The sequence below is a fragment of the Nitrospira sp. CMX1 genome (assembly GCF_054902215.1).
In genome coordinates this window covers 68,395-92,581 of sequence record NZ_JBUBKD010000012.1, presented here as the reverse complement: position 1 = coordinate 92,581, position 24,187 = coordinate 68,395, and the positions used below count along the sequence as shown (strand labels likewise).

The following is a 24,187-nucleotide window of genomic DNA, read 5'->3' as shown; positions in this document are numbered from 1 at the left end:
CATGCCGAGTACGAGAACTGCGCCGGCTTTGCCCAAGTGGTTACACAAGGAATGAATGAGGTAACGGCAAATTACCCATAACGTGCATGTGCTCCAGAAACCCTATTTCTTGAGCCGGAAGAGGACATGATGAAGTGGACCACAGTCATCAGTTTCCTTGCAGTGCTTGGTGTGTCTGGCTTCCCGACGAGAGGCTACGCAGCTGATGTCCCAAGTGTGGCTCCTGAAGCCGTTGCAGACTATGTGTATGCTGTGGTCCAAAGTCACCGTGCCTTCTACACGACTCATGTCGTCCAACTGTTGGAGGAGCAGGGAGTGGCAAAAGCGGGTGGGGACTGGACGACCCAAAAGAAGACCATTCCATTGCCGGTTCAAGTCATCAACGAAACCAGCCAAAAGTTTTCCGCGAAATTCAGCGGCCTTCGATATCAGTTGATCAGTCAGTGGCCTATCAATGTAAAAAATGCTCCTCGTGATCAAGTAGACAAGAGTAGCCTGGAGAGTCTGAGCATGCGACCGGAACGCCCGGTCTCTCGAATCATCAAAATTGAGGATCAAACGTATTTTCGTGCGATTTATCCCGACATCGCTGCCAGTCAGGCTTGTGTTTCCTGTCACAATAGTCATCCAAACAGTCCGAAAAAAGATTTCCAGGTTGGCGATATTATGGGTGGCTTGATCATCGAATTCCCCGTCGAAAATCGGTAATTCGCACGTCAGACACCCCCTCTTCATCCTTGTAGAGGGGGGATAGTATCTGTCCGTCCTGCAAAGCTGTCAGGATTTTCATGGAATCAGCTCGGTACTGCTGTCTCGCTCGACAACCAGAATGAGTTTAGATAGGAATTGTAACGGTCGGGGCAATAGGCGATACAGCAGCAGAAATCACCAACTGAGGGGTCATGATCGTTGGCCATGGGTTTTATGAACTTGGATCTTTCGACGCCGTTGAGAAAAAGGAGCAACCCCTTTACACGCATACCGCCCTTCCTTCTTGAGGACGACCAAGGTAATCCTACGGAGCAAGAGTCGAAAGAAATCGTGGCAGAAGTATGTCTTGCACCATGGGCACGAAGTCTATCGGTGCAGTAGGGTCTCCATTCGTGAGCGTTTTGCTGGTGCGATTGTCGATCCGCTGTTACGCCAAGCCAGCGGCCAGCGAGGGTACCTCTCAGCTCCTAGACTGCATGCGGAGCTCTGAGGCGTATTTGCCCGACACGGTGTCACGACGCAGCTGAACAAATTCGCCGCGAACAGTCATGAAGAATGTATATCACCGGGACCCAGATAGTCTGGGTTATGGCTCGAGAATACCGGAGGTATCCCAGTGGAGGATGCCGAAGCTGCTTGCATGGTGAAGGCTCCACTGGGATTAGGGGAACGCAAAAGAAGGGGCGAACAGCGCCTTTGCAACTATGGCATCATGCAGTTGCGTGATATACCCAGCATAGCTTGAACGTTAGCAGGACAGTCAACAACAGGTCCACTCTCGCGAGCTTCAAATCACTTCTCGACAAGGAAAGGAAAACAGCTTGAAGGGAATCGGTCGCCCTTGTGTATTCTGTAGCCGCTCGGCGTGAAACGTCTTCAAGCTGCTGATGGTCTGGTCAACTTGCGTATCCGGGAGTACGGAGAAGATGATGGAGTTTCTTCCAGGATAAAAGAATGACCCGACCACGCTCCCTGTCTGTCCTTTCCCAGTAGCATTCTCGATGACAGTATAATGCTCAATACCACTTTTACGCATCATTTCTTCCAGATCACTGGTCATTGACGAACGATACACGATTAATAGTGCAACCATAAATAGTCCTTGTCCTCTTGAAAGTGAATTCCGTTATGACTTGCTCCAATCAATGGACCCATCTCACTGTGAAATCTGAAGCAATTTGAAATTTAGATCCAGACACAGCCAGGGGTGCCACACCTCTTTTCATCATAATCTGTACGATCACCCACACCAGAGCGGAGGTTGCTGAAATCCAACAGTCCATTATGGTGGTGAGGTCAACTCCGTTCCTTGCGTTCTGAACGTCAATAACAACGGGCTGGCTGTGGAGGGGCTCAGCTGGGTTACCATCGGATTGCCCAGTCGACCATTCATAAAGGTTTGGAGGTCGCTCTCGGCAAGAGCAGGCTGATCAACAACATGGCGAACGATGGATCCATCAAAGAAGCCTGCCTTTGTGCGAAGTTCCCATGTGCCGAGGTAGGTACAGGCCTGCGAACTTACCGTAAACGTCGTTGGTAAGAAGGCCTGCCAGATACCCAATGCGGTATCAAAACTCAACACGGTGAGTTCATAAGAGCCGGTCGGCAGTTTCACCACGAACGGTCCTTCGTTGGGAAGAGGGTCAATCACGTACTCCTTTCCTAACACCTGTTCCTTTAGTCTCCACTGCATATGAAACGACGTGCGAAACGGTTGCTTCGGAGACTGGAATGCTGCGCCGGTACTGTCGGTCAGCTGGATACGACCGAGCACCACACCCTCATCAGATTTGATTGAATCGTTTGTCCCAGGCTTCATTGGTGAGAGCACAGCGGCACATCCCACCACAACAATTAATATGAGAAGGAGCGGAACGAACACAATTCTGCCGATATTCAATCTTGTTTGTATTCGACCTCTGGGTTCTGTTTTAGCGCTGAGCCATAGCATGGTAGACCTACTCCTTCCTCAGAAAATTGCTCACACCGTGTGGGCGAAGTTCTGTTCCAGGGATCGTCTGCCAGGGGAGGTCGGACGACCTATTACTTTTATTTCCTCTCGCGAGCCCCGGTATTGAAAGGATTAGGAGCAAGAAGCGAGCCGCTGTACCGTATAGTTTATCGTCATGGATCACACTGATTGGAAAAGAGAGAGTGTGGTCGGCTGTATAAACTCAGAATAAATTCGCCTTGACTAAAACCGCATCATTTCACTTCAATCTCAATTCGCACTGTGCGTACAGTGCGACATCGCTCTCTTTTCGATTTATTCGAACCATCTAACCGTTCATGTGTCGGTTGAATGGGTACTCTGTCCGGTGCCAGGCGCATGGTCAGCTGTAGTACCATTGCAATTGCATGAGGGTAATTAATCACGGGCCTGCCCAGCATAACTCCTGATTCTTAATCTTGGACCTACAGAGTAGGAGCTCCCCTATTGTGAGGAATCGTTATCAGAAGCCAGTTTGCAGCTATGTTGGCAGCGAGTTCTTAAAATCACCCTCAATTCCGCTCATAATCAAGCCGCACTCAGCGCAAATTTAAACAGAAATAGGGGATACCCCTAGTTATAGGGATAGAATGTGAGACGATTAGACCACTATGATGAGAGTCTGCTTTGTATACAATGCTCATGTTTATCAAGGTCGATCCAAGGTATGTGTCGTGCCCATGTATCAAAGTGCAGTTTTTCAAAGTGTTACCGGGGAAATAGATCAGCTGTTGGATATATAGGACTATGACCACAGTCTTTCATATGGGTGTATTCGCGCATATCGCTCTATGCCATTCCGCACGATCTCGTATATTCATGATTATGACCAAATCCCTGAGCGATCGTGACAGCTACGAAGTCAGCGCGGACCCCCAGAATTAAAGGCAGGTACTGATCGGCTCAAGGACGGGGTCACATGGGTAGGGAAAGCACATCCTGGCATTACATATGCTTTTGTAAAAGAAAGTGGGGATTTATTTCCACGTCATGAGGTTCCATTGTTGTTGAGCTGTACTTCAATGCAGTGAAAGGAAAGTTCATATGTTCTCCTAAACGATAATGGACAGTCTCAGACGGAGTGGAGGAGCTTCACGTGTTGCCTCATACATGGGAGAAATAGTCCATTGGATAAGATCCAACCTTCGAGAGACGAAAAACCGCCAAACGGGGTTCGTGGGCTGAAATACTGGCGTCATGATCTCCTCGCAGGGTTACAGGTCTCATTATTGGCGCTTCCACTATCACTCGGTATCGCACTCGCTTCCGGAGCCCCTCCCGTCGCGGCGGTGATGTCGGCCATCATTGCAGGCTTCGCGTTTCCGCTGCTTGGGGGCACGTATGTGACGATTGGTGGGCCAGCCGTGGGCTTGGCGCCGGCATCTCTGGCCGGTATGTTTGTCCTGGGACAAGGAAATGTGGACACGGGCTATCCGCTCTTTCTCGTGGCCGTCTGCCTCTCCGGAGCAATCCAGGTGTTGTTGAGCAGATACGACATCGGTCGTCTCGCAATGTATTTCCCGAGTTCCGTGCTGCAAGGGATGTTGATGGCTATCGGCGTATTGATTATCATCCAACAACTTCCCGCATTTCTTGGCCACTCAGGCTTCTATTATACGAGAGACATCTCGGAAGCCTTCCGCCGACTACCCGAGCAAATCCTAGACCTTAACATCGACGTGTTTAGCATCGGTCTCATCGGCCTCATCATTCTGTTCATCCTCAACAGCCCAATCCTGAATAAGTATCCATGGCTCAGAACCCAATCGCCCTTGCTCGTCGTCATATGGGGGGTAGTGGCCGGATGGGTGCTGCATATCCCCAATGAGAATCTCATCTCTGTCCCGACTGATATCCTGACCCAGGGGGTTCACTTCCCTGATTTCACCGCCGTCTTGGCACGGTCCGAATTGTGGTTTGGGCTCTTCACGACGGTCACCATTCTGACGCTGATCAATGCCACTGAGTCACTTGCAACGATCCGTGCGATCGATAAGATTGATCCCTTCAAGAGGAGGTCGGATCCCAATGTCACGCTGCGAACCGTGGGCGTGTCTACCATGCTCTCAGGTCTTGCCGGCGGGCTTATGATCATACCTGGGGGAATAAAGAGCACGGCCAACATCGTTGTTGGTGGGAGAACGCTGTGGGCTAACGCGTACTATGCCGCATTTATGGCCCTGTTCCTATGGTTTGGGACCGAACTGATCAATCGGATCCCTGTCACCGTCTTGGCGGCGTTGCTCATTTTTGTTGGCTGGCGACTATGTGCTCCGGTGGTCGTCATACGTTTATGGACGATTGGGAGAGAGCAGATTCTGATTGCCGGAGCCTGTGTGATAGGAACCATCGCCACTTCCAATCTCTTGTTGGGCCTGTTGCTCGGAGTTGTGGCGAAGATTGTCCTCCTGTGTCGCGACGTATTGATGGGCTTGACCCTCGATCCACGATTCCGTGCCGCACAAAACGAAACCCTCCCGTCTGCCCTCCTGGCCTCCATTAAAGAACTATTCCGCGATCCCGTCATTCGCATCGGGGATGGTCGTGTCGGGCTGGAAACCTTGCCCGTCGTGACGGAATCAGGAGGGCATATGAAACATCCGTACAAGATTTACCTCTCATCGGTCAGCTGCATGAATGTCATGAAACTTGAGGAGCGACTCGAGCTTCTCCTGGCACAGAGCCAGGCACAACACACATTTCTCCTCATTTTTCGAGGATATGTCGTTGACCATACGGCTATGGAGTATGTGTATTATTTCAGGGAGCGTTGTCACGAGGCGGGCCATCGGTGCGTCATTTTGGGTAATGAACGATTTGTCGCGCATTCCAAGCATGCCCTGGCCTATCGAGTGAATCAGATGCATGACAGCATGGCGTATGTGTGAGACGGCGACGGCGATCGTGAAAAGTTTCGGCCTCATCCGTCGTGAAACAGAAGTCGCCGAAGAATCTGTGGTACTCGCGGGAGCGCCACCGACGTAATGGATATCCACTCGGATAACGAGACGGGATTTACCCGAGCAGAGAGATGCCCCTCCCCAAACTTGCAACGCTCAGTCTTGGGAACGAGAGAGAAACGCGCGCCCTTACCACCCACCAGCCGCTTATCCTTGAGAAGGAGCATCACCTGATGCAGGCCAGTATTTTCGTCGTCGATGATCAGCCTGCCTTCCGAGCTGCGCTCGAGAAACTGCTCTCTCGCATGCAACATCGAGTGCGGGCCTTCCAATCCGGGGAGGAACTCCTTGCGGCTGTTGAGGAAGATCCTCCGGACCTGATCCTTCTGGATCTCAAAATGCCCGGGTTGGATGGCATCCAAGTTCTGGAAGCGCTTCGATCAAAGACACGGGAATCGCTCGTTGTTCTGTTGACGGCTTATGGGACAGTCGAGGATGCGGTCGAAGCAATGAAGCTCGGCGCGTTCGATTTTCTCATCAAGACCATTGATTTGGATGATGTGGAACGGGTGGTCACGCGGGCGGTCGAACATATTCACTTACGACGACGAATATTCTATGACCAGCAACATCAGGCAGAACCATACAACTTAGGTGACCTTATAGCGGACAGTCCCGCAATGAAGGCGGTGGTCGGGCAACTTCAGCATCTCATGCAATTACCCAACGTACCTGTTCTATTAATGGGAGAGACCGGAACTGGAAAAGAGTATTTAGCCAAAGTCATTCACCATAGTAGCACGCGCGGGAAAGGTCCGTTCGTGAAGATCAGTTGTACCACGCTCTCTCCTCAGCGATTCGAGCGGGACCTATTCGGATACGAACGTGGGGCTTTCGCCGGGGCGGAACGGCGGAAGCTGGGCCTACTGGACCAAGTGGATACCGGCACCCTCTTTATTGATGAAATCGGGGATCTTGACTTGTCCATGCAGGGAAAAGTCGTTGGAATTGTGCAGGATCAATCTTATAGGAGACTGGGTGGAACTGAGGATATCGTCGGAGATTTTCGCGTCATTGCGTCGTCCTATCGGGACCTCAAGGCAGAAGTAGCGGCAGGCCGATTTCGAGAGGATCTCTTTTATCGTCTCAACGTCGTCCCATTCGTGGTACCGCCGCTCAGAAATCGTACAGAGGATATCATACCGCTCACCAAACTGTTTATGACGAAGTATGGTTTGGAACTCGGAAAGGAGGTCACTGACATCGATCCGAGAGCCGTGAAGACCCTTCACCAGTATCCGTTTCCTGGGAATGTGCGTGAACTCCAAAACATGATAGAACGGGCGATGATGTTGTGTGTGGGCCGAACCTTGACGCCGGGGGATCTTCCTGGGGCTTTTTAAGGGTTGACGGTTGCGGCGCGATTCGCGAGACTTCACTGGCACGTGATCTGCGAGAGGATTCGGTTACACGATCATAGGTATAGACCTGTGACGGCAGAATGGTCAAGCAGATGCAAACTCTTTACAAGTTTCTCAACAACCTTCCGATTCTTCCCAAGCTCCTGCTCATCCCTGCGGTTCCACTGCTCTTTCTTCTCCTCTTGGGCGCGATGCTCTCGATGGACGTCCTCACATTTTTCCACGATGAAGAACGCCTGAATGAGCGCTATCTCCTTCAGAAGACGGCGGCGCAGTACATGCGCTCAGTGGCCGACCTGGAAACGGCATTTCTCGGATACGCCATTACCGGGCACGAAAATTACTTCGAAGGGTTTAAGCAAAGACAAGCGACGCTGCTTGCGTTCGAGAGAGAACTGTCCGGCAAACTTCCACGAGAGGAGGACCAGCAATTCAGAGAACTGCAGAAAGCCGTTACCAAATCGGTTGCGGAGAAGGAGCGATTCGTTGAAGCGATTAAGGCTGGATCCCCGACGGAGGCTGTTCGGTATATTCAAGGGGGGAAAAGCCGAGACATCATGGTTGATATTCGCAATTGGATGAAACGTTTTGAGGAAATGGAACATCAAACGACGCAACAGGAGCTGTCCGCGCTCAACTATGATCAGATCCGAACGATCTTCATCATATTGACCGGCGGGGTTGTAACTCTCGCGCTCATCACTCTGGGCCTTGCGGCCATTGCCCAATCAATTGCGGCTCCCCTGGTAGATCTCTCGAAGGCTGTGGGCTCTGAGACCGGCGAATCGATTCCGAACATTCCCGCGCTTGAGCGTAAAGACGAGATTGGGGAACTGACACGAGTGATGGGTGCGATGAGCTCACGAATCCGCCAAGATGTCGAAGAGCTCCAGCATTCGGAGTATACCCTCAAGAAATTGAATGCCTCCTTGTCGGCCTCGGAAGCAAAGTATCGAGGATTGGTGGACCATGCCCCTGTCGGTATTGTCATTACGAAAGGTGTGAAGGTCACCTTTAGCAATCGATATAATCAACAGTTAGCCGGACTTGATCCCGACAAGGAAGTTGCACCCGCTACATTCCTCCAACGCATTCATCCTGCCGACCGTAACCGCGTCCTGATGACCTTTTCTCAGGCCGTGGCCGAAGGGCGCCCCTGTGAAACAATTTTCCGGTTTGTCCATGACGACGGCAATGTACGAAAGATCTTAAGTCGGCACGTCCCCATCATGGATTTGGAATCGTCAGATATCGTCTATGTGGGCTTCAACATTGATATCACGGCTCTCGAAAGCCTGCAGGTTCGACTAAGTCGAGCGGAAAACTTGGCGACATTGGGGCAGGTTGCGGCAGGTATCGCGCATGAGCTCAGAAACCCTTTGGTCGGGATTGGGTCAACGGCCAAAGTGCTGTTGGATGACTTCGAGCCGTCCGATGTGAAGCGGAAGGAGGTTGAAGTTATCTTGTCGGAAACGCGCCGGTTGGATCGCATCGTCAATGAAATCGTGGACTTTGCCCGGGTTCGCCGAATCGCGCCGACTCGCGTTGACCTGACCAAATTGGTTGAAGAGGTGACGAAGTTGCTGAAGGTTCAGTTGGATCAGAGGCACCTCGCTCTCAAGACTGACGTCTCAGCCATGATCAACGAAATTCATGCGGACCGTGACCAACTGAGGCAAGTGCTTCTGAACGTCGTGCACAACGCATTGGAGGCAACCTCCGACGGAGGGCCTCCCATTCAGATTACGGCCGATGAATTATTCCGTGAAGAGCGGCCAGGTATCATGATTCAAGTAAAAGATGCTGGGCATGGGATTGCTCCTGAACTGATCGGCCAGATATTTCAACCGTTCGTCACGTCCGGGAAACGCAATGGGACAGGATTGGGGCTCGCAATTTGCAAGAATATCATAGAGGCTCATGGAGGAGACATCTATGCCAGTAGTGAGGTTGGCAAGGGGACGATCCTTGGTATTTGGATGCCACTTGAGCAAGAACCGGTCTCAACGAAGGGTTGATCAATGCGCGCAACGGTATTTGTGACAGATGACGAGCATGTCATTCGTACGGCGATCATCAAGCGTCTAGCCAGGCAAGGACATGCCGCCGTCGGGTATGAATCCGGCGAGGCCTTGATGGAGGCGCTTCAGCATACGCACCCTGATCTTGTGCTGCTTGATCTCAAGATGCCTGGCATGAGCGGCCTTGATGCACTCAAGCATATCCGTCACATGGCTCCTTCCGCTTTGGTCATCATGTTGACGGCCTATGGATCAGTGCAGGATGCCGTCGAAGCGATGAAGTTGGGGGCCTATGACTTCTTGATCAAGAGCGTCGACCTTGAGGGGCTTGATGCCGTCACTGGTCGTGCGATCGATATGTTGACGCTTCGGCGTCGTTTGGAGGCTGAACTTAGTGGTCAAGCCAATCAGTTTCATCTAAGTAATCTCGAGGCGCACAGCTCCATGATGAAGCACTTACTGGAGCAGGTTCACGGAGTAGCCGAGAATCCAAAGTCCTCCGTCATGTTGCTCGGTGAAACCGGAACAGGGAAAGAGTTTCTGGCGCGGGTCATCCATCATAATGGACCAAGAGCAGCCGGACCCTTTGTAGGGGTCAATTGCACCGCCATTCCAAAAGATCTCTTCGAAAGCGAGTTGTTCGGATACGAGCGGGGAGCTTTCACCGGCGCCAATCAACGCAAATTGGGTCTCCTCGAGAAGGCGGAAGGGGGCACCCTGTTCCTCGATGAAATCGGTGACTTGGATTTGTCGATGCAGGCCAAATTGCTGCGAGTAATTCAGGAGCGCTCGTTCAGACGGCTGGGAAGCACCGACGACCTGGGCGTGGATTTTCGCCTGATTACGGCGACCAATCGTGAGATCAAGAAAGATGTGGAGCGAGGGGTCTTTCGGGAAGATCTCTATTTTCGTCTTAATGTCGTCACGTTTGAGATCCCGCCTCTTCGCAAACGAGTGGAAGACATTATCCCCCTCTGCCAGCGGACTATGATGCGATTCGCGCACGAGTTCGGCAAGCCGGTTCCGGAACTTGACCCTGCAACCCGGTTGATCTTAGAGCGCTATCATTACCCGGGGAATATTCGGGAACTTGAAAACATTATCGAACGGGCGATGATTTTTTGCGCCGGTCAAGTGTTGACCGTCGATTACCTGCCTCGTGAACTGCACGATACAATTAAACAGACGACCACCTCCGTATCGGTCGGGGAAGAACGGCTCATCCGCATCGAAATGCATGTCGGGAAACAAACGCTCGAGCAAATCGAGGAGTCGATTATCGAAGAAACATTGCGACTTGCAGACTACAACAAGAGTCTTGCGGCCAAACAACTCGGACTGACCAGATTTTCACTGGATCGACGACTAAAGAAGTACAGCTGAACGAGCGAGCAGTGGTCTCGCGCGCACTTCTTTACCCGTACTATTTGGTCATCAATTCGGGAGGGATTTTTGTGAAGCCCACCCATCGGCGAGTCATCGAGTCACCGAGCGATCACGATTCAATCCAAATACAAGGCAGGCCATCCGTTCAAGACCGTATCACGCGGATTTAGACCACGCCGTACCATCCGTCACGGAAAACCTGCCTTCAGCTCTCACAGTGTCAGGTGTTTTGCAGTATCGATCGTCTAGCATCGATTGCTGCGGGCCCTTACCCCGTCTAAAACAGGGCAAAGTATTTTCATGACAGCTGTGCTGTTGAGCCTTCCTATTGTAGCTCCCTCGGTTCACTTCTAAGGGTTGCATGTGCTTGTGTGGCATACTATGTCAGACTGTCACGAAATTCTGCCAGATTGTCTCCCAGATCAAAACTGATCATTCGGCGAATCTCTTGAACAACAGTGCCTGGTAAATAGCAGCCGATCGATCGTTCTGATGGCATCGTGCTTGCTATGTTCACGGTATAAAGATACTTCGGAAATTCAGGAGGGTATCCGCGGTGATAATGTGAATGGCGGAGGGGGCAGTTGAGTCGCCGCTAGATTCAGATAGGTGCAGAGGAATTAGAGATACGAGTCATATTCTACGGGTAACCATTTTGGTGAAGAAATCGAACTGGGTGGCGGGAACTAGGCTGTCGGCCTAGATGACGGAAATCATGCATTACGTTGCGAAGGCCCTGTTTCTCATCTTGATGGTGATTTCATTGTTGGCTTGTGGGGCCATCGTCAAGCCAGGCTAACGGGGACTGCGATCGTATCCAGCGACGGAAGGGATGGTCACGGAACGCTCACAAGTGGCTTCTATACGTAGAAACCATGAAAGCAAGTCTACCGTTAGGATGTGCGATGGCGGGTGACACCGAGGAGGTGCTTCCAACTATCCAGAGTATTAGTGCGTCAGAGAAGAGTTCGAGAATCACTAGAAATGTTCGGGTAGTTATGCGGAAGCGACCAAGGTAGATATCCTGAAGTGTCGAGCCGAGGAAATGCAGTACATGCTGTCGAGTGTATGCAGCCGAAAGAACAAAAAAAGAAGCAAAAGGAATTCGAGTCTATTATCGGGGGAAAGGTTATGGAGCTCGCTTGCAGACCAAGTTGAGCGTGACGATCCTGATCAATTCTTTGGGCGATCAGTCAGCTGCGCAGCCGACTGAGGAGTTTCGTACAGGTACGAGAGTGCGTTCAATCCATAACCAACTACAATAAACAGAATAATGGGAGTCGGCCCGTGTCAGAAATAGGACCCGTGATGTGTGGGCGTTGTAGGGGGCTCATGGCCGTTGAATCCCTTTCTGGCATGACAACGTTGAACGCGTTTCGTGCATCATGGCAAGTGCGATGCATCAATTGTGGGAACGTGGAGGATATGGTGATCCGTCTCAACCGGTTGGAACCAGGACTGCCGAGCATAGCTCCATCCCGCAAGATCGCTGTTCGGATGTAAGTCGGGTTGAGGCGATCGGCCATCCAACCAACTCAGGATGACACCGTACGGAGGTGGTCATGGGTGTGAGGGGGGAAGCATTTGGGGACATCACCTTGGCTGGAGAGGAAAGAGAGCGCCTAAAAGGGTTTGCCCGTGAGCGGTTCGGACGTCCTATACCGAACCAATTCTGTGCCTTTGTGGGTCGGTGCTCTCTGTTGGAGTATCCGATCAAGCGGGCACGACTTCTGATTCCACCCGAGCGCCTCATCGCCAGCGGCACGGCTCATCACGAGTCCTACCCGTTTCAGACTCTCGGTACGTCGCCCCCCGGCAGGGTGTTGCTTCAACCGGCCGACCGCGAGACTGCGCCCGACATTCTGTTGCCGCTGCGCCACATCCTCCGGAAAGACCAGGACGCATTGGTGACCATTCTGCCTGCTGACCACTTCGTATTGACCAACGATCGTTTCATGGGCGTAGTCACCACGGCGACGAAGTTTGCAGCGGACATGAGGGTGGAGAGTCCCATTTCTCCTGACGGTGAAACCCGATCGCCCGGACCCGGAGTGTGGGTGGATCAAGCCGGGGAGGGTCGCGGAACACGGAGGACCCTCGACGATTCGCCAGATCGAACGGTTTAGTGAGAACACTCCGCGCGCCTGAGCAGAGCAATTGATGAGGGATAGGTGACTATGGAATACGATGGTCCTCGCTGTGCGAGCGACAACGCTCATGGATCTGGTGCGAAAACGTGTGCCCCGTCTGGTTGTCTGGTTTACTGTATTCCAACGGATGTTAGGCGATGCACGCGAAGGAGACTTTATCGAGGAGATGTATCACACCAATTCTTAAATCAATTTTGCGACTTCAGTCCTGGCAGGTCGGGAGAGGAGGTTCTTTGTACTTCCGCTGCGATCATCTTCAAAGGCTTGCTCGAGCCCAGTATGTTGGGGGCCTGGAATGAGCTTGCGGTGGTCGGAACAACGGACAGACTCAGCCCTGAATTGATTGACGGTAGTTTGAACGTGCTACCGCCACCGCACTGTGCAAAGTCTTCGCATTTGGAAAACCAAAACGACGGTGCTTCGCTATGTTCCGTGGATAGGATTCATAGGCTATTACACTCCGGAACACAGAATCTTCTGTCTTGAAACCACAATAAGGGGGTTGTTGTCCACTGATGGATAGTTGCGGTGAGACAGTGAAGGGAGAGTGTCGTGAAGCAGGCAGTAAGAAATCTGTAGCAGGGAGGAGGCGGTATGAAGGCGCTCGACATGAATACCCAGCGGGTTCTCGATGTCATCGTGGGATCTCCGAACAGCGCGCTCGATGATATTGTCCTGGAATGTCCACATCTCACCTGGAATCAAGTGTTTCTTATTATTGATCAGCTGAGTCGAGAGGGAATTATCAACCTGATCCCTAAAGTCCCAGGTATCTACACGATTCACCTTTCGAACATCCTAGAAGCGGCAGGGCACCGTCACGTCGGAGTATGAGGATGTCGCCACGACGAAACCTCTTGGGCCGATTTGCTACGAGACATGGAAGGAGGCAAGACAGCATGAATCTAAAAACGACTCGCCACGAAATCGCCAAGTGTGCACAAGCTTCTGCTCCAGCAAGAGTCGGGACAGACACTTACGAGGTTGGAGAAGGAGTTGACCAGGAAAGGGACCACGGAGATCTTCAGGCACAGATCACGATACGGGCTTATGAGCTCTATGTTCAGCGGGGGCACCGTGACGGCTGTGCCGTAGATGATTGGCTGGATGCGGAACGAGAGATCCTCGGCCGCATCAGCTCGCCCTAACTGCCGACGGGTCTCTTGACTGTATCGGGAGGAGCGGGGCGCAAAAACTGTACGGGGGGTTCTTCCGAGTGCCGCTCAGGCTGACGGATGCTCATATCGTGGTGCAGGATCTCGTCCGAAAGGTGCAAACGGTTCCTGCTCAATCCCCGGTCACCTACGCTCAGGTAGAAATGACCATTCCGTTTCTGTGTCATGGAGAAAAAAGGAGGGTCACCCATGCGGATCATGGGCCTATTTGCGATGTGGGTATGGTTGGGAGCCTGCTTGACCCCACCGCTCTTTTCACCGGAAGTACTGAGGGGGGGCGAACCGTCGGACAGCGCTGATGTCAACGCCTGGAAGGCACACACCTCTCCTGCCTCCACCGTCGACGTCGCCTCTCACAAAGTGAAATTGGGTGGAGCGATCCTCATCGCCATTCAGAAACCGGACGGTGTCGTCATGCTTGTTGAGGAGCAGACGATCGTCGCACATCCCAGCTATGGCCCTTCTGCTGCCGCCACGCATGCCCCACCCTTTACCTTTGCCATTTCTTTCAACCAGACCCTGAATGCCAGTTGGCTATACCCAGGCAATCGTCTTATTGCGATCGGGAAGACAGCAGGTGTCAAACTCGTGGAAGGCGAGGGAGTCTTCGTAAACAAGCCTCATGTCGTTGCCCAGTGTCTTCACATTTGGAAGACAGAGGGAAGAGAGATCGCCAATTTTCCCTATGAAAGTGGAAGTGGCTATTATCCGTTGGAAGAGCGGACGTTCTGTCTTGAGAAGGATTGATGCTGCGCTGGGTATCAGTATACGCAACAAGGGTTGCTGATAAAAATGCCCCCTCAACAGCATCGAGCAAGGTTGAGCTCATGCTCTGCGATCTTTCATCGTTGTCGGAGGATGAGCGGCACCTTCATCAATCCCATCGAGGCGGAGGAGATCGCCAGGATGATGAGGGCGACGTCATGCATGGGGTTAGTGGCTTGACCCTTCACATAAAACAGATAACCCTTCAAGGCGATCCGGGGATCGCCGCTTGTCTCGGCGTGACAAGGGTACAGGTTACTACAGCATGGCCTGACGACTCGAGAAGGGACCCATATCCTTCGGTGAGGTGGGGAACCAAGCAAGCAACTGTGGTCGAGTCCTCGATACCCACAGCGACCGAACCAAATGTGTTGTTCGGCATCGACGAGTCACTCTCTGCCCAGTGGTCCGTCAGAATGAGAGGAACTGATGCCCCAGGACTATGACTTTGATTTGCTCTGTATCGGTAGCGGGCCGTCAGGCCAACGAGCCGCGATTCAGGCAGCAAAATTTGGAAAGCGTGTGGCGGTCGTCGAGCGGTGGCCGATCGTGGGTGGAGTCTGCGTCGCGACCGGGACCATCCCCAGCAAGACCTTCCGTGAAGCCGTCCTCTCGTTCATCGCAGAGGATCACCGGTTTGACGAGCATGTCGGTCAACATCTGAACAGTCGTCCCACCGCGGATCAACTCATGCGGCGTGTGGGCGCCGTGATCCAACGGGAAGCGCAAGTGGTGGAAGCCCAGCTATGGCGGAACGAGGTGCTCTTGCTCCGCGGAGAAGCGACGTTCACCGGCCCTCATACCGTGTTGGTGACCACGCCGACCGAGACGCGGACTGTGACAGCCGACAAGATTCTGCTCGCGGTGGGCACCCAACCGGTCATCCCTCGGGGCGTGAGCGCAGATGGTGAGCTTGTGCTGACGAGCGCCCAGATCAAACACCTGAAGCATCTTCCACGACGGATGGCGGTTGTGGGGGCCGGAGTGATCGGCATCGAGTATGCTTCCATGTTCGCGGCGTTGCAGTTGGATGTCACTGTCATCGATAAACGAGACCGCCCCCTGGAATTTATCGACGGGGAAATTGTAGACGAACTCATGCATCAGCTGAGGAGTCACGAGGTCACCTTTCGGCTTGGCGAGGCCGTGGAGCGGCTGGAACTCCGCGAAGGCCCTCCCCGTGAGGTGGTCATCCATTTGGAATCCGGCAAAGTGATCGTCTCCGACCTGGTCCTCTTTTCGGCAGGTCGCGAGGGCGCCACGACGCGGCTGAATCTTCCGGCCGCAGGGTTGACCGCCGATTCTCGAGGGTTGGTAACCGTCGACAGCCAATTTAGAACGGCCGTGCCTCATATCCTGGCCGCCGGAGATGTGATCGGCTATCCGAGCTTAGCCGCGACGTCGGCTGAACAAGGCCGTCTAGCCGCACATTCGGCCTTCGGGGTGGAGTCGAAACCCATGGCGGCTCATTTTCCCGTGGGGATCTATTCGATCCCGGAAATCTCCATGGTGGGCGCGCACGAGCATGAACTGACGGCGCAGAAGGTTCCGTATGAGACTGGAGTGGCGCGCTACCGGGAAATCGCCCGAGGCCAAATTCTCGGCGACGACAGCGGATTGGTCAAACTGCTGTTCCGCCGTGACACCCACCGGCTGCTCGGTGTGCATGCCATCGGTACCGGTGCAACCGAATTGATTCACATCGGCCAAGCGGTGCTTGGACTGGGTGCCGGCCTCGACTATTTTCTGGAGACGGTCTTCAACTACCCCACCCTCGCTGAGTGCTACAAGGTTGCAGCGTTGAATGCGTCCAACAAACTGGCCATGACGGCGTCCTGGATGCCGAAGGAGGCCACATGAAGGCAACAATACTGTGCCTCATCACTCTGTGTGCGGCTCTCGTGCTGCTTGACGCGTGTACGGCGAGTACACCGGCACATCCCACGGCGTCGTTCGGAGTGCAGAGGACATTGCAGATGCATTCGTCAGACCGAATGTTCTACTGGCATGAGGAATCACGAGAACTCCATGCGATGGCCGTGCACCGAGAGCGCGAGGCAGAGTTGGTCTTGAAGAAACAACCTGGATCGGAGACAGACGAATTCGCAAAGCAGATGAAGTTTTTCGCACATCAGCTGCATGAGCTAGCCACCTATGCGGAACTGCAGGCCAAGGAAGCAGAAGGCGAGATCGACCTCGATCCGAGCCAATAACTGTATTGGGCCCTGCATGAGGTAGGCTAGGCACCGGTAGTGTCTGTTGTGTCTGTATTCGAGAAATGCCCATTCTTCCCAAAACCGTATCGATCGAGAAGTCGATACAATGTCCGCCGACTAATACCGAGTAAACGCGCGGTTCGTTCCTTATTGCCCTGCGTGGATTCCAGCATCTTCAGCACTTGTTCTCTCTGCAATGCCTTGAGTGTGCCGGGGAAAGTGTCTTGGTGATCGGCTGTGCCCCTGTGGTTCTTTAAGACCTCCGGTGGAAGATCATTGATCGAAAGGATCGCATGCGTTGCCAACGCGACCGCTCGCTCGACGACATGCTCTAATTCACGCACATTCCCCGGCCATGTATACTTTTCCAGCGCGCGCATCGCGCTGGACGAGAAGGAAGGTACGGGAAAGTGTCCATGACTGCTGTGCCGAAAAAGAAAGTATTCGACGAGCGGTGGAACGTCCTCGGGCCGGTCCCGAAGGGACGGTAATAGAATCGTCACCGTGTTCAGCCGATACAAGAGGTCTTCACGAAACCGACCAGCCCCTACCAGTTCAGAAAGATTTCGGCGCGACGCAGAAATGATCCGCAGGTCCACCGGCACCGATTCGTTGCTCCCGACCCTTCGCAGTTCTCCTTCTTGGAGAACACGGAGCAGTTTTGCCTGCCCGGATGGAGAGAGATCTCCGACTTCATCCAAAAAGAACGTGCCGCCGGACGCCTCTTCCAGCAATCCACGCCGCATGGCATGAGCACCGCTAAATGAACCCTTGGTATGGCCGAAGAGCTCGCTTTCAAGCAAGGAATCGGGAATGGCGCTACAGTTGACGGCGACGAACTTGTGGATAGCCCGCGGTCCGTTATCATGAATCGCTCGGGCAATCAATTCCTTGCCGGTTCCGCTCTCCCCTTGAAGGAGGACGGCTGCTCGGCTGCTGGCGACTTTCCCGACCAGCTTGAAGACGTCGACCATAGGTTTACTGTGTCCGATCAATGAAACCGTCTTGAGCTGTTCACTTGATGGACGCTGAGGTGCACCATTGCCATCAATCAAACGTCTATGCTCTACGGCTCGCCTCATGGTCAGCACGAGCTCTTCCAAATTGACGGGCTTGACCATGTAATCGAACGCACCTTGTTTCATGGCCTGAATGGCGGTATCGACCGAACCGAAAGCGGTCAAGAGTACAACAGGCGTCTCCGGCATGGTCTTGCGAAGCGAATCGAGAAGGTCCAAACCTGAAAACGGGGCCATGCAAATATCACTCAACACGGCATCATATGGAACCAGCTTGACCTTGTCTAAAGCACCGACGCCGTCGGATACGATGTCGGTCTCAAATCCAGCTTGACTGAGCGCCTCAGCCAACATTTCACGATTCCGGCGGTCATCATCAATGACGAGGATCGAAGGATGCGTCTTCGCCCAGAACATCACTTCTCCCCCCGCTCGGCATTCCATAGTGGGATGTCGACTGCAAACTCCGTTCCCCATCCCACTTCGCTGGTCACGGCAAGTCTGCCTCCGCAGTCTGTCACCACACGGTGACAGATCGCCATTCCCAGCCCTGTTCCGCCTTGGTCGTGTCTGGTTGTGAAGAACGGCTCGCAGATTCGGGAAAGAAGTTCAGGAGGGATTCCGATACCCGTGTCCGCGATCATCAACCGCACCGTCGGGCCGTGGTTCTTAACTCGGTCACCCAAGACGATTTTTCCTGACGGATGCTCCCCACAGGCCATGCACGTTCTGACGGTCAATTCGCCACCGGATGGCATTGCTTGGACGGCATTGGTGATCAGATTGAAGCACAACCCGTGCAAGGCTCGTTGGTCCCCGGAGACCGGGGGAAGGTCGGCTTGTAAGTCGGCATGGAGAACGACCCGTACTCTCCGTAGATTTGGTGAGAGCAGGGCGAGAACATCTTGAACTGAGCGATTTAGATCAACCGGCGCAGGTCGGAAATGCACATGAGTCTGGGCCAATAGCTGATTAATAATGCCAACCATTCGATCAATTTCAGCCTGAATAACTGAGAGGTGTCGTTCTCTAGTTGTTGGGCGGTCGCTACGAGCGAGCATTTGCAGATGGCCTGAGAGCACATTCAATGGGTTGCCCAATTCATGAGCCACTGTTGCAGACAACTCTCCTAACGCAGCCAGGCGCTGACTTCGTTCAGCTGAGAGTCTTGCCTCAACCAGTTCCAGATTCGCTCGTTGAAGTTCCTCGGTAGCTTCCCCAACACGGTTCTGGAGCGTACGGTTGAAATTCTGAATTTCGTCCACAAGGTGATCTTTCTCTAACCCTGCTTCCCTCAGGCGGTCGAGCATGCGGTTGAACTGTACTGCCACCTCCTGGACTTCTACTGGGCTGTTCACTGATACGTGCCGGGAGAGATCTTCAGCTTTAATGTTTCCGATCGCGGACAGCAATTGATGAATCGGTTGATGAATCTTTGCTCGAATCAGCAAGAGGAACACCAAGGAAGTTACCAGAACGGCGCCGATCCCAAATACTTTTGCCACCTCATTTTCTTTTGTAAGCAGGTCGTCATACTCTTTCGCCGAATACAGTCCGCGCAATGCGCCGACGATTTTTCCTTCTATTCGAATGGGAACCGTAATGAGCCACGCTCGTTCTGTGGCTGATTTGTCCAGCTGCATAACTGAACGCCCTAGCTCGACCTCATGGCGTTCCTCTGGATCCAACATTCGCGGCGCAGCCTTCGAATCAGTACTCAGAATGAGGGAGCTGGACGTAGGAGTGATTTCAAATACCGACAGACGATGAATTCCTGGTCGAATCCCCCGAACATCTTGGATGAGTTCTTGTAGTTGAGGCAGATTATAAAATCCCCCAGTCTGTTCGATCACTCCGCCCACAAACTCCGAGATCCGCAGAAATGCCGATTGTCGATTGCGTGCAGCGGCCTGCTCCACAGCCTTGCCTTCGAGAAACGCCATCCCGGCGACGGACAATCCAAGGAGTATGGCTGCGGTCACCGTGAACCAAGCCATAATACCGTCGAATCTAAGTCGTCTCCCTAACATCTTACTCTTCGCCGCCTTGAGAATATGGTTCATGGAATGGTTCAAGGAGCACCACAGCTGATTGCGGACACCAAGAAGAGAAACCCAACGCAGTGCGTGAAGGAATGCTGTGGATGAACATTCGATCAAAGATATTTCTTTTGGATGCTGATACCATCTCGATGAGAAACAATACGAGATCTGCCTGCATGCTGTGATGCATATCCTACCTAGAACTCTCCGGACTACGCTTCCACGCAATTGTGGTAAGTCAAAGACGGTGGTTTAGCGGACGCTCCTTAGAGACTTCAGTCAGGGTATTCATAAGGGATGCCACAAGATCGAGTCCTGCAAATCATGATCCTGACGGTGATGGACGGTCATTGTTCTCAGTTCAATGATCATTTTACGATTACCTAACGGCTTGACCAATCAAACACGCTTCAGTTCGTGCGACATCGCACGCTTTGCACAAGGTTTATAGGTGTTCAATAAATAGAAGTATAACTAGCAGTGCGCTAACAAACACATTCATATTCCTGAAAACGCACGGTATTCAAAAGTTCTCCAACGGAAGCAGAGTGGCCCGCAGGCTGTTCGGAAAGGCCGTCTGGCATGGCTACAGCGAACGAAGAGTGAAGCCTGCGCTATGTCATACGGTGAGCCTCTGAATGAGGCAAGAACGTTGCTGGCGGGCTTTGTCAACAGCCTGCTGGCGAGTACGATGGAACTCAACGACCAGCACGGCAAGGAATGCAGCTGAGTGCCAATCAAATATCTGCGCATCGTCCCGAATGTCACACTGGTCTTTTACTGGTAATGTGATGTGGCCAACATGGTGTTGTGGGTGGTTCGCTCTATGAGAGAAGCTGCATCAAAGGATTCGAAACACTAGCAGGAGGTATTTGAGAAGATACCTTTATTGAGGTGGTATTTGGCACACCTGTGTCATTATGGCACGCTTCGTTTTCTCTTCTGCATGACCGCATAGTTCATTACTCGCCCACATTATCCAAGGTTTTTCGCGTTCTGTCTCGTCGGCAGGCACCTTGCTATCCGTTCTGTCATTGGCCCGTCATTTGAAATTGCATATTTTGAAAAATGGAAGGTGGGTCGGCATCCGGCGCGAGAGATATCGGTATGGCTCTTCATCAACACAGGACCAGACGGGATAGCGGCATCATGTTGAACGTTGTTCATCAATCACGACCTTATGAATAAGGATCTATGGAGAAACCTCTCACATGAATAAACTCGTCCAAATAGCCCTAAATAAACCCTACACCTTTGTGGTGTTGTCCATCTTGATCGTAGTGTTCGGGGCAATGGCAGTGTTTGAGGCGCCGACCGACGTCTTTCCGGTGATCCAAATCCCCGTCAGCTCGATCGTCTGGATCTATGACAACCTGATGCCGGCAGATGTCGAGGGCCGCATCACCTATGTTTTTGAACGGTTCCTCACTCAAACGGTCGAGGGCATCAAATATATATGGAGTAATTCGTTATTCGGCAACGCCATTATCAATGTCTATCTTCAGGACGGAGTCGATTTGGGTGGGAGTGAAGCCGACATTGCAGCGATTTCGCAGACGACTGTCAAGGCACTGCCGCCGGATATCAATGCGCCGATGGTCATGCGACTGTTCCCGTCTCAGGTCCCGGTCGCTACATTGCAAATCACATCGGACACGTTGACACCAGCAGAGCTCTACAATCTCTCCATCATGCGAATCCGTCCCCTCCTCGTCACGATCCCCGGTGCGATCTTGCCGCACCCTTATGGTGGTCAGGACATGCAGGTCATGATCAACCTCGATCAGCAGAAACTTCTTGCCCGTCATCTCACCCCTGCAGATATTCACGAGGCCATTTCCAGACAGAATCTGGTACTGCCGGGAGGGGATATTAAGCTCAAGGCGACCGACTGGCTCGTCTTGACGAATGCGTCAGCATTGAAGATTGAGGAGTTCGATGACATCCCGATCAAGCGAGACGGCAACGCCTTCATTCATTTGCGAGATGTCGCGTCAACTCGTCTTGCCGGGAGGGTGCAAACGAACGCCGTGCTCGTCGAGGGTCAGCAGGCCGTCATCGTGGTGGTGATGAAAAGCAGCGAGGCCTCTACGCTGGAAGTCGTGGACGGCATCAAAGAACTCATTCCGCGCATTCAAGATGTCTTGCCGAAAGACGTCAAAGTCAAGCTCCTCATCGACGCCTCCCAATTCGTGAAAGATGCCATTGCGGACGTGGTGCACGAAATGCTAACTGCGGCTGCGCTGGTGGGGATTATCGTGCTGCTCCTGCTGGGATCCTGGCGACCGACGGTCATTGTCCTTACATCACTCCCGCTCGCCATTCTGAGCGCGCTCATCTTACTGCACATTCAAGAGGAGTCGATTAACGTCATGACTCTTGGCGGATTGGCATTGGCCGTAGGGATTCTCGTCGACAATGCCGCGGTCATGATCGAAAACGTCGACACCCATCTTGCCATGGGTAAACCGCTGGAACAGGCGATCGTCGAGGCTGCCAATCAGATCGTGCTCCCCACGTTTGTGGCCACGCTTGCCATTACGATTGTCTGGGTGCCGCTGTTCCATTTGACCGGAATCTCAGGCTGGGTCTTCCCGCCGATGGCAAAAGCGGTCATCTATTCGATGGTGGCGTCCTTTATCTTGACTTATACGCTTGTGCCCACCATGTCGAAGTACATTCTCAAGGCTGATCATGCGCATGGACATGGCGGCCCTTCCGATGGAAAACAATCGGGAAATCCATTCATCCGGTTCCAGCAGAACTTCCAGCATGGCTTTGAGAGATTCCGGGATCGCTACAGCGCTCAACTCGAACGAGCAATAAACAACCGTTCCCGTTTTGTCATAGTTTCGTTGGTGATATCGACGGGTTCACTCGTCCTTTTTTACTTCAACGGCACGGAGTTCTTTCCCGAGATCAAGTCCGGAATCATGCAGATGCATATGCGGGCGCCGCTTGGTACGCGGATTGAGGTCTCCGCGCGGCTCACATCCCTGGTCGCGAAAGATGTCGAAAAGCTCTTGCCGGGCGAGGTGGAGTCTATTGTCAGCAACTGCGGGATTCCGGTCGGGGCTCATAACCTCGCGTTCATCCCGAGTCCGACCGTCGGAACTCAAGACTGCGACCTCACTATCTCATTAAAGAACGGGCAGTCGCCTGTCTGGGACTATCGCCGTATCCTCCGCAACGGCCTGAATGCCCGCTATCCCGGCACAGAATTCACGTTCCAACCGGCCGACCTCACCGCAAGAATCCTGAATTTCGGGTCTCTGGCGCCGATCGATGTGCAGATCAACGGCCCGGACATTTATGCGAACCATGAATTCGCTCGTAAGTTGGCGGGAAGATTACGGCAAATCCCGGGCTCCAGTGACGTGGTGGTTCAGCAGCCGATGGGCATGCCAACACTGCTCGCGGAGGCAGATCGACGGTTCTCGCTTGGGATGAACCTGGACCAGACTGATTTTGGGAACAATATGCTCGTGACGACTGCCGGCAGCCAACAAGTCGATCAGAAGTATTGGCTCGATCGTGCGACCGGCATGTCCTATCGAATCAATGTCTACACGCCGCAACCCCAACTCACGAGTCTCAAGGATCTCATGGCCGTTCCTGTCGCAAAGGAGGGTCGCGAGTCCGGAGAGGGAGGAGTCCTGAATCCACAACTCCTCGGAAACCTGGCTGATCTTAGGCCAATTGGTACACCGGGGGCGGTCACGCACGGGAATATTATGCCGCTCATCGACGTCTACGTCGCTGCAGAAGGGCGGTCTCTCGGCGAAGTGCTGGCGGATGTTCAGCAGGTCACGCACGATATGGAGGGGGAGTTGCCCCAAGGTTCGGTGATTGAAATCAAAGGCCAGGCCGAGGTGATGCATACCGCACTTCGTGAAATGTTCTTCGGACTGTTAATTGCGGTGGTCCTCGTCTATCTCCTGATCGTTGTCAATTTTCAGTCTTGGCTTGATCCGTTCATTATTATTACGGCCTTGCCCGGTGCATTGGCAGGGATTGCCTGGGCATTGTTCGTGACCCACACGAATATTTCGGTGCCATCACTGATGGGGGCCATCATGACGATGGGGACAGCGACAGCCAATTCGATTCTGCTCGTCTCCTTCGCCCGTGAGCGGCTTGCCGTACACGGCGATGCGCTTCGGGCTGCGGTGGAGGCTGGAACGGCTCGTATCCGCCCGGTGTTGATGACAGCCGCAGCCATGATCATCGGCATGCTCCCCATGGCCACAGCCAATTCACAAAATGCGCCACTCGGGCGGGCCGTCATGGGAGGCCTGTTTGTGGGGACTCTGTTCACGCTTTTCTTCGTTCCCTGCGTCTACGCCATCGTCTATCACCGACGAATCGCATCGCAAAAGGAGACTGCATAA

Annotated in this window: 16 protein-coding genes; 12 read left to right on the top strand and 4 right to left on the bottom strand. The window is 53.1% G+C overall.

Annotated elements, in window-relative coordinates; genetic code table 11:
* The first annotated feature begins 126 nt into the window (after positions 1–126).
* A complete protein-coding gene (locus tag ACYX34_RS03890; protein WP_462075248.1) occupies positions 127–708 on the top strand; it encodes a Tll0287-like domain-containing protein in 582 nt (193 codons plus the stop codon).
* Positions 709–1,498: 790 nt separating this feature from the next.
* On the opposite strand, the gene ACYX34_RS03885 is transcribed toward ACYX34_RS03890, so the two are convergent.
* Both ACYX34_RS03885 and ACYX34_RS03880 read right to left on the bottom strand, forming a co-directional pair.
* Complete coding sequence (locus ACYX34_RS03885; RefSeq protein ID WP_462075247.1) at positions 1,499–1,804, bottom strand: PG0541 family transporter-associated protein; 306 nt, start codon at positions 1,802–1,804, stop codon at positions 1,499–1,501.
* A gap of 189 nt (positions 1,805–1,993) precedes the next feature.
* Positions 1,994–2,485, bottom strand: a complete 492-nt coding sequence (locus tag ACYX34_RS03880; protein ID WP_462075246.1) for a hypothetical protein — start codon at positions 2,483–2,485, stop codon at positions 1,994–1,996.
* A gap of 1,343 nt (positions 2,486–3,828) precedes the next feature.
* On the opposite strand from ACYX34_RS03880, the gene ACYX34_RS03875 reads away from it, so the two are divergent.
* From ACYX34_RS03875 to ACYX34_RS03830, 10 genes are all read left to right on the top strand, one after another.
* On the top strand, positions 3,829–5,589 hold the full coding sequence (locus ACYX34_RS03875; protein WP_462075245.1) for a SulP family inorganic anion transporter: 1,761 nt from the start codon (positions 3,829–3,831) through the stop codon (positions 5,587–5,589).
* A 245-nt stretch (positions 5,590–5,834) separates the two neighbouring features.
* Positions 5,835–7,004, top strand: coding sequence for a sigma-54-dependent transcriptional regulator (locus tag ACYX34_RS03870; RefSeq protein ID WP_462075244.1), 1,170 nt, complete (start codon positions 5,835–5,837; stop codon positions 7,002–7,004).
* A gap of 110 nt (positions 7,005–7,114) precedes the next feature.
* The gene (locus ACYX34_RS03865; RefSeq protein WP_462075243.1) at positions 7,115–9,040 is read left to right on the top strand and encodes an ATP-binding protein; all 1,926 of its coding nucleotides are present in this window, start codon (positions 7,115–7,117) and stop codon (positions 9,038–9,040) included.
* Between the two features lie 3 nt (positions 9,041–9,043).
* The gene (locus ACYX34_RS03860; protein WP_462075242.1) at positions 9,044–10,426 is read left to right on the top strand and encodes a sigma-54-dependent transcriptional regulator; all 1,383 of its coding nucleotides are present in this window, start codon (positions 9,044–9,046) and stop codon (positions 10,424–10,426) included.
* 1,565 nt (positions 10,427–11,991) lie between these two features.
* Complete coding sequence (locus ACYX34_RS03855; RefSeq protein ID WP_462075241.1) at positions 11,992–12,555, top strand: glycosyltransferase family protein; 564 nt, start codon at positions 11,992–11,994, stop codon at positions 12,553–12,555.
* A gap of 618 nt (positions 12,556–13,173) precedes the next feature.
* Positions 13,174–13,413: a hypothetical protein gene (locus tag ACYX34_RS03850; protein ID WP_462075240.1), complete on the top strand. Its 240-nt coding sequence runs from the start codon at positions 13,174–13,176 to the stop codon at positions 13,411–13,413.
* Between the two features lie 65 nt (positions 13,414–13,478).
* On the top strand, positions 13,479–13,727 hold the full coding sequence (locus ACYX34_RS03845; RefSeq protein WP_462075239.1) for a DUF2934 domain-containing protein: 249 nt from the start codon (positions 13,479–13,481) through the stop codon (positions 13,725–13,727).
* Between the two features lie 216 nt (positions 13,728–13,943).
* Positions 13,944–14,501: a hypothetical protein gene (locus ACYX34_RS03840; protein WP_462075238.1), complete on the top strand. Its 558-nt coding sequence runs from the start codon at positions 13,944–13,946 to the stop codon at positions 14,499–14,501.
* 447 nt (positions 14,502–14,948) lie between these two features.
* On the top strand, positions 14,949–16,379 hold the full coding sequence (gene sthA / locus ACYX34_RS03835; protein ID WP_462075237.1) for a Si-specific NAD(P)(+) transhydrogenase: 1,431 nt from the start codon (positions 14,949–14,951) through the stop codon (positions 16,377–16,379).
* Positions 16,376–16,732: a hypothetical protein gene (locus tag ACYX34_RS03830; protein ID WP_462075236.1), complete on the top strand. Its 357-nt coding sequence runs from the start codon at positions 16,376–16,378 to the stop codon at positions 16,730–16,732. Before sthA ends, ACYX34_RS03830 begins: the two co-directional genes overlap by 4 nt.
* A gap of 26 nt (positions 16,733–16,758) precedes the next feature.
* Here ACYX34_RS03830 and ACYX34_RS03825 read toward each other — a convergent pair whose 3' ends face one another.
* Both ACYX34_RS03825 and ACYX34_RS03820 read right to left on the bottom strand, forming a co-directional pair.
* Complete coding sequence (locus tag ACYX34_RS03825; RefSeq protein WP_462075235.1) at positions 16,759–18,171, bottom strand: sigma-54-dependent transcriptional regulator; 1,413 nt, start codon at positions 18,169–18,171, stop codon at positions 16,759–16,761.
* Entirely contained in the window at positions 18,171–19,817 is a 1,647-nt protein-coding gene (locus ACYX34_RS03820) for a sensor histidine kinase (RefSeq protein WP_462075234.1), read from the bottom strand. The genes ACYX34_RS03825 and ACYX34_RS03820 overlap by 1 nt, the downstream gene beginning before the upstream one ends.
* A gap of 1,190 nt (positions 19,818–21,007) precedes the next feature.
* Between ACYX34_RS03820 and ACYX34_RS03815 the strand changes: the two genes are divergently transcribed.
* The gene (locus ACYX34_RS03815; RefSeq protein WP_462075233.1) at positions 21,008–24,187 is read left to right on the top strand and encodes an efflux RND transporter permease subunit; all 3,180 of its coding nucleotides are present in this window, start codon (positions 21,008–21,010) and stop codon (positions 24,185–24,187) included.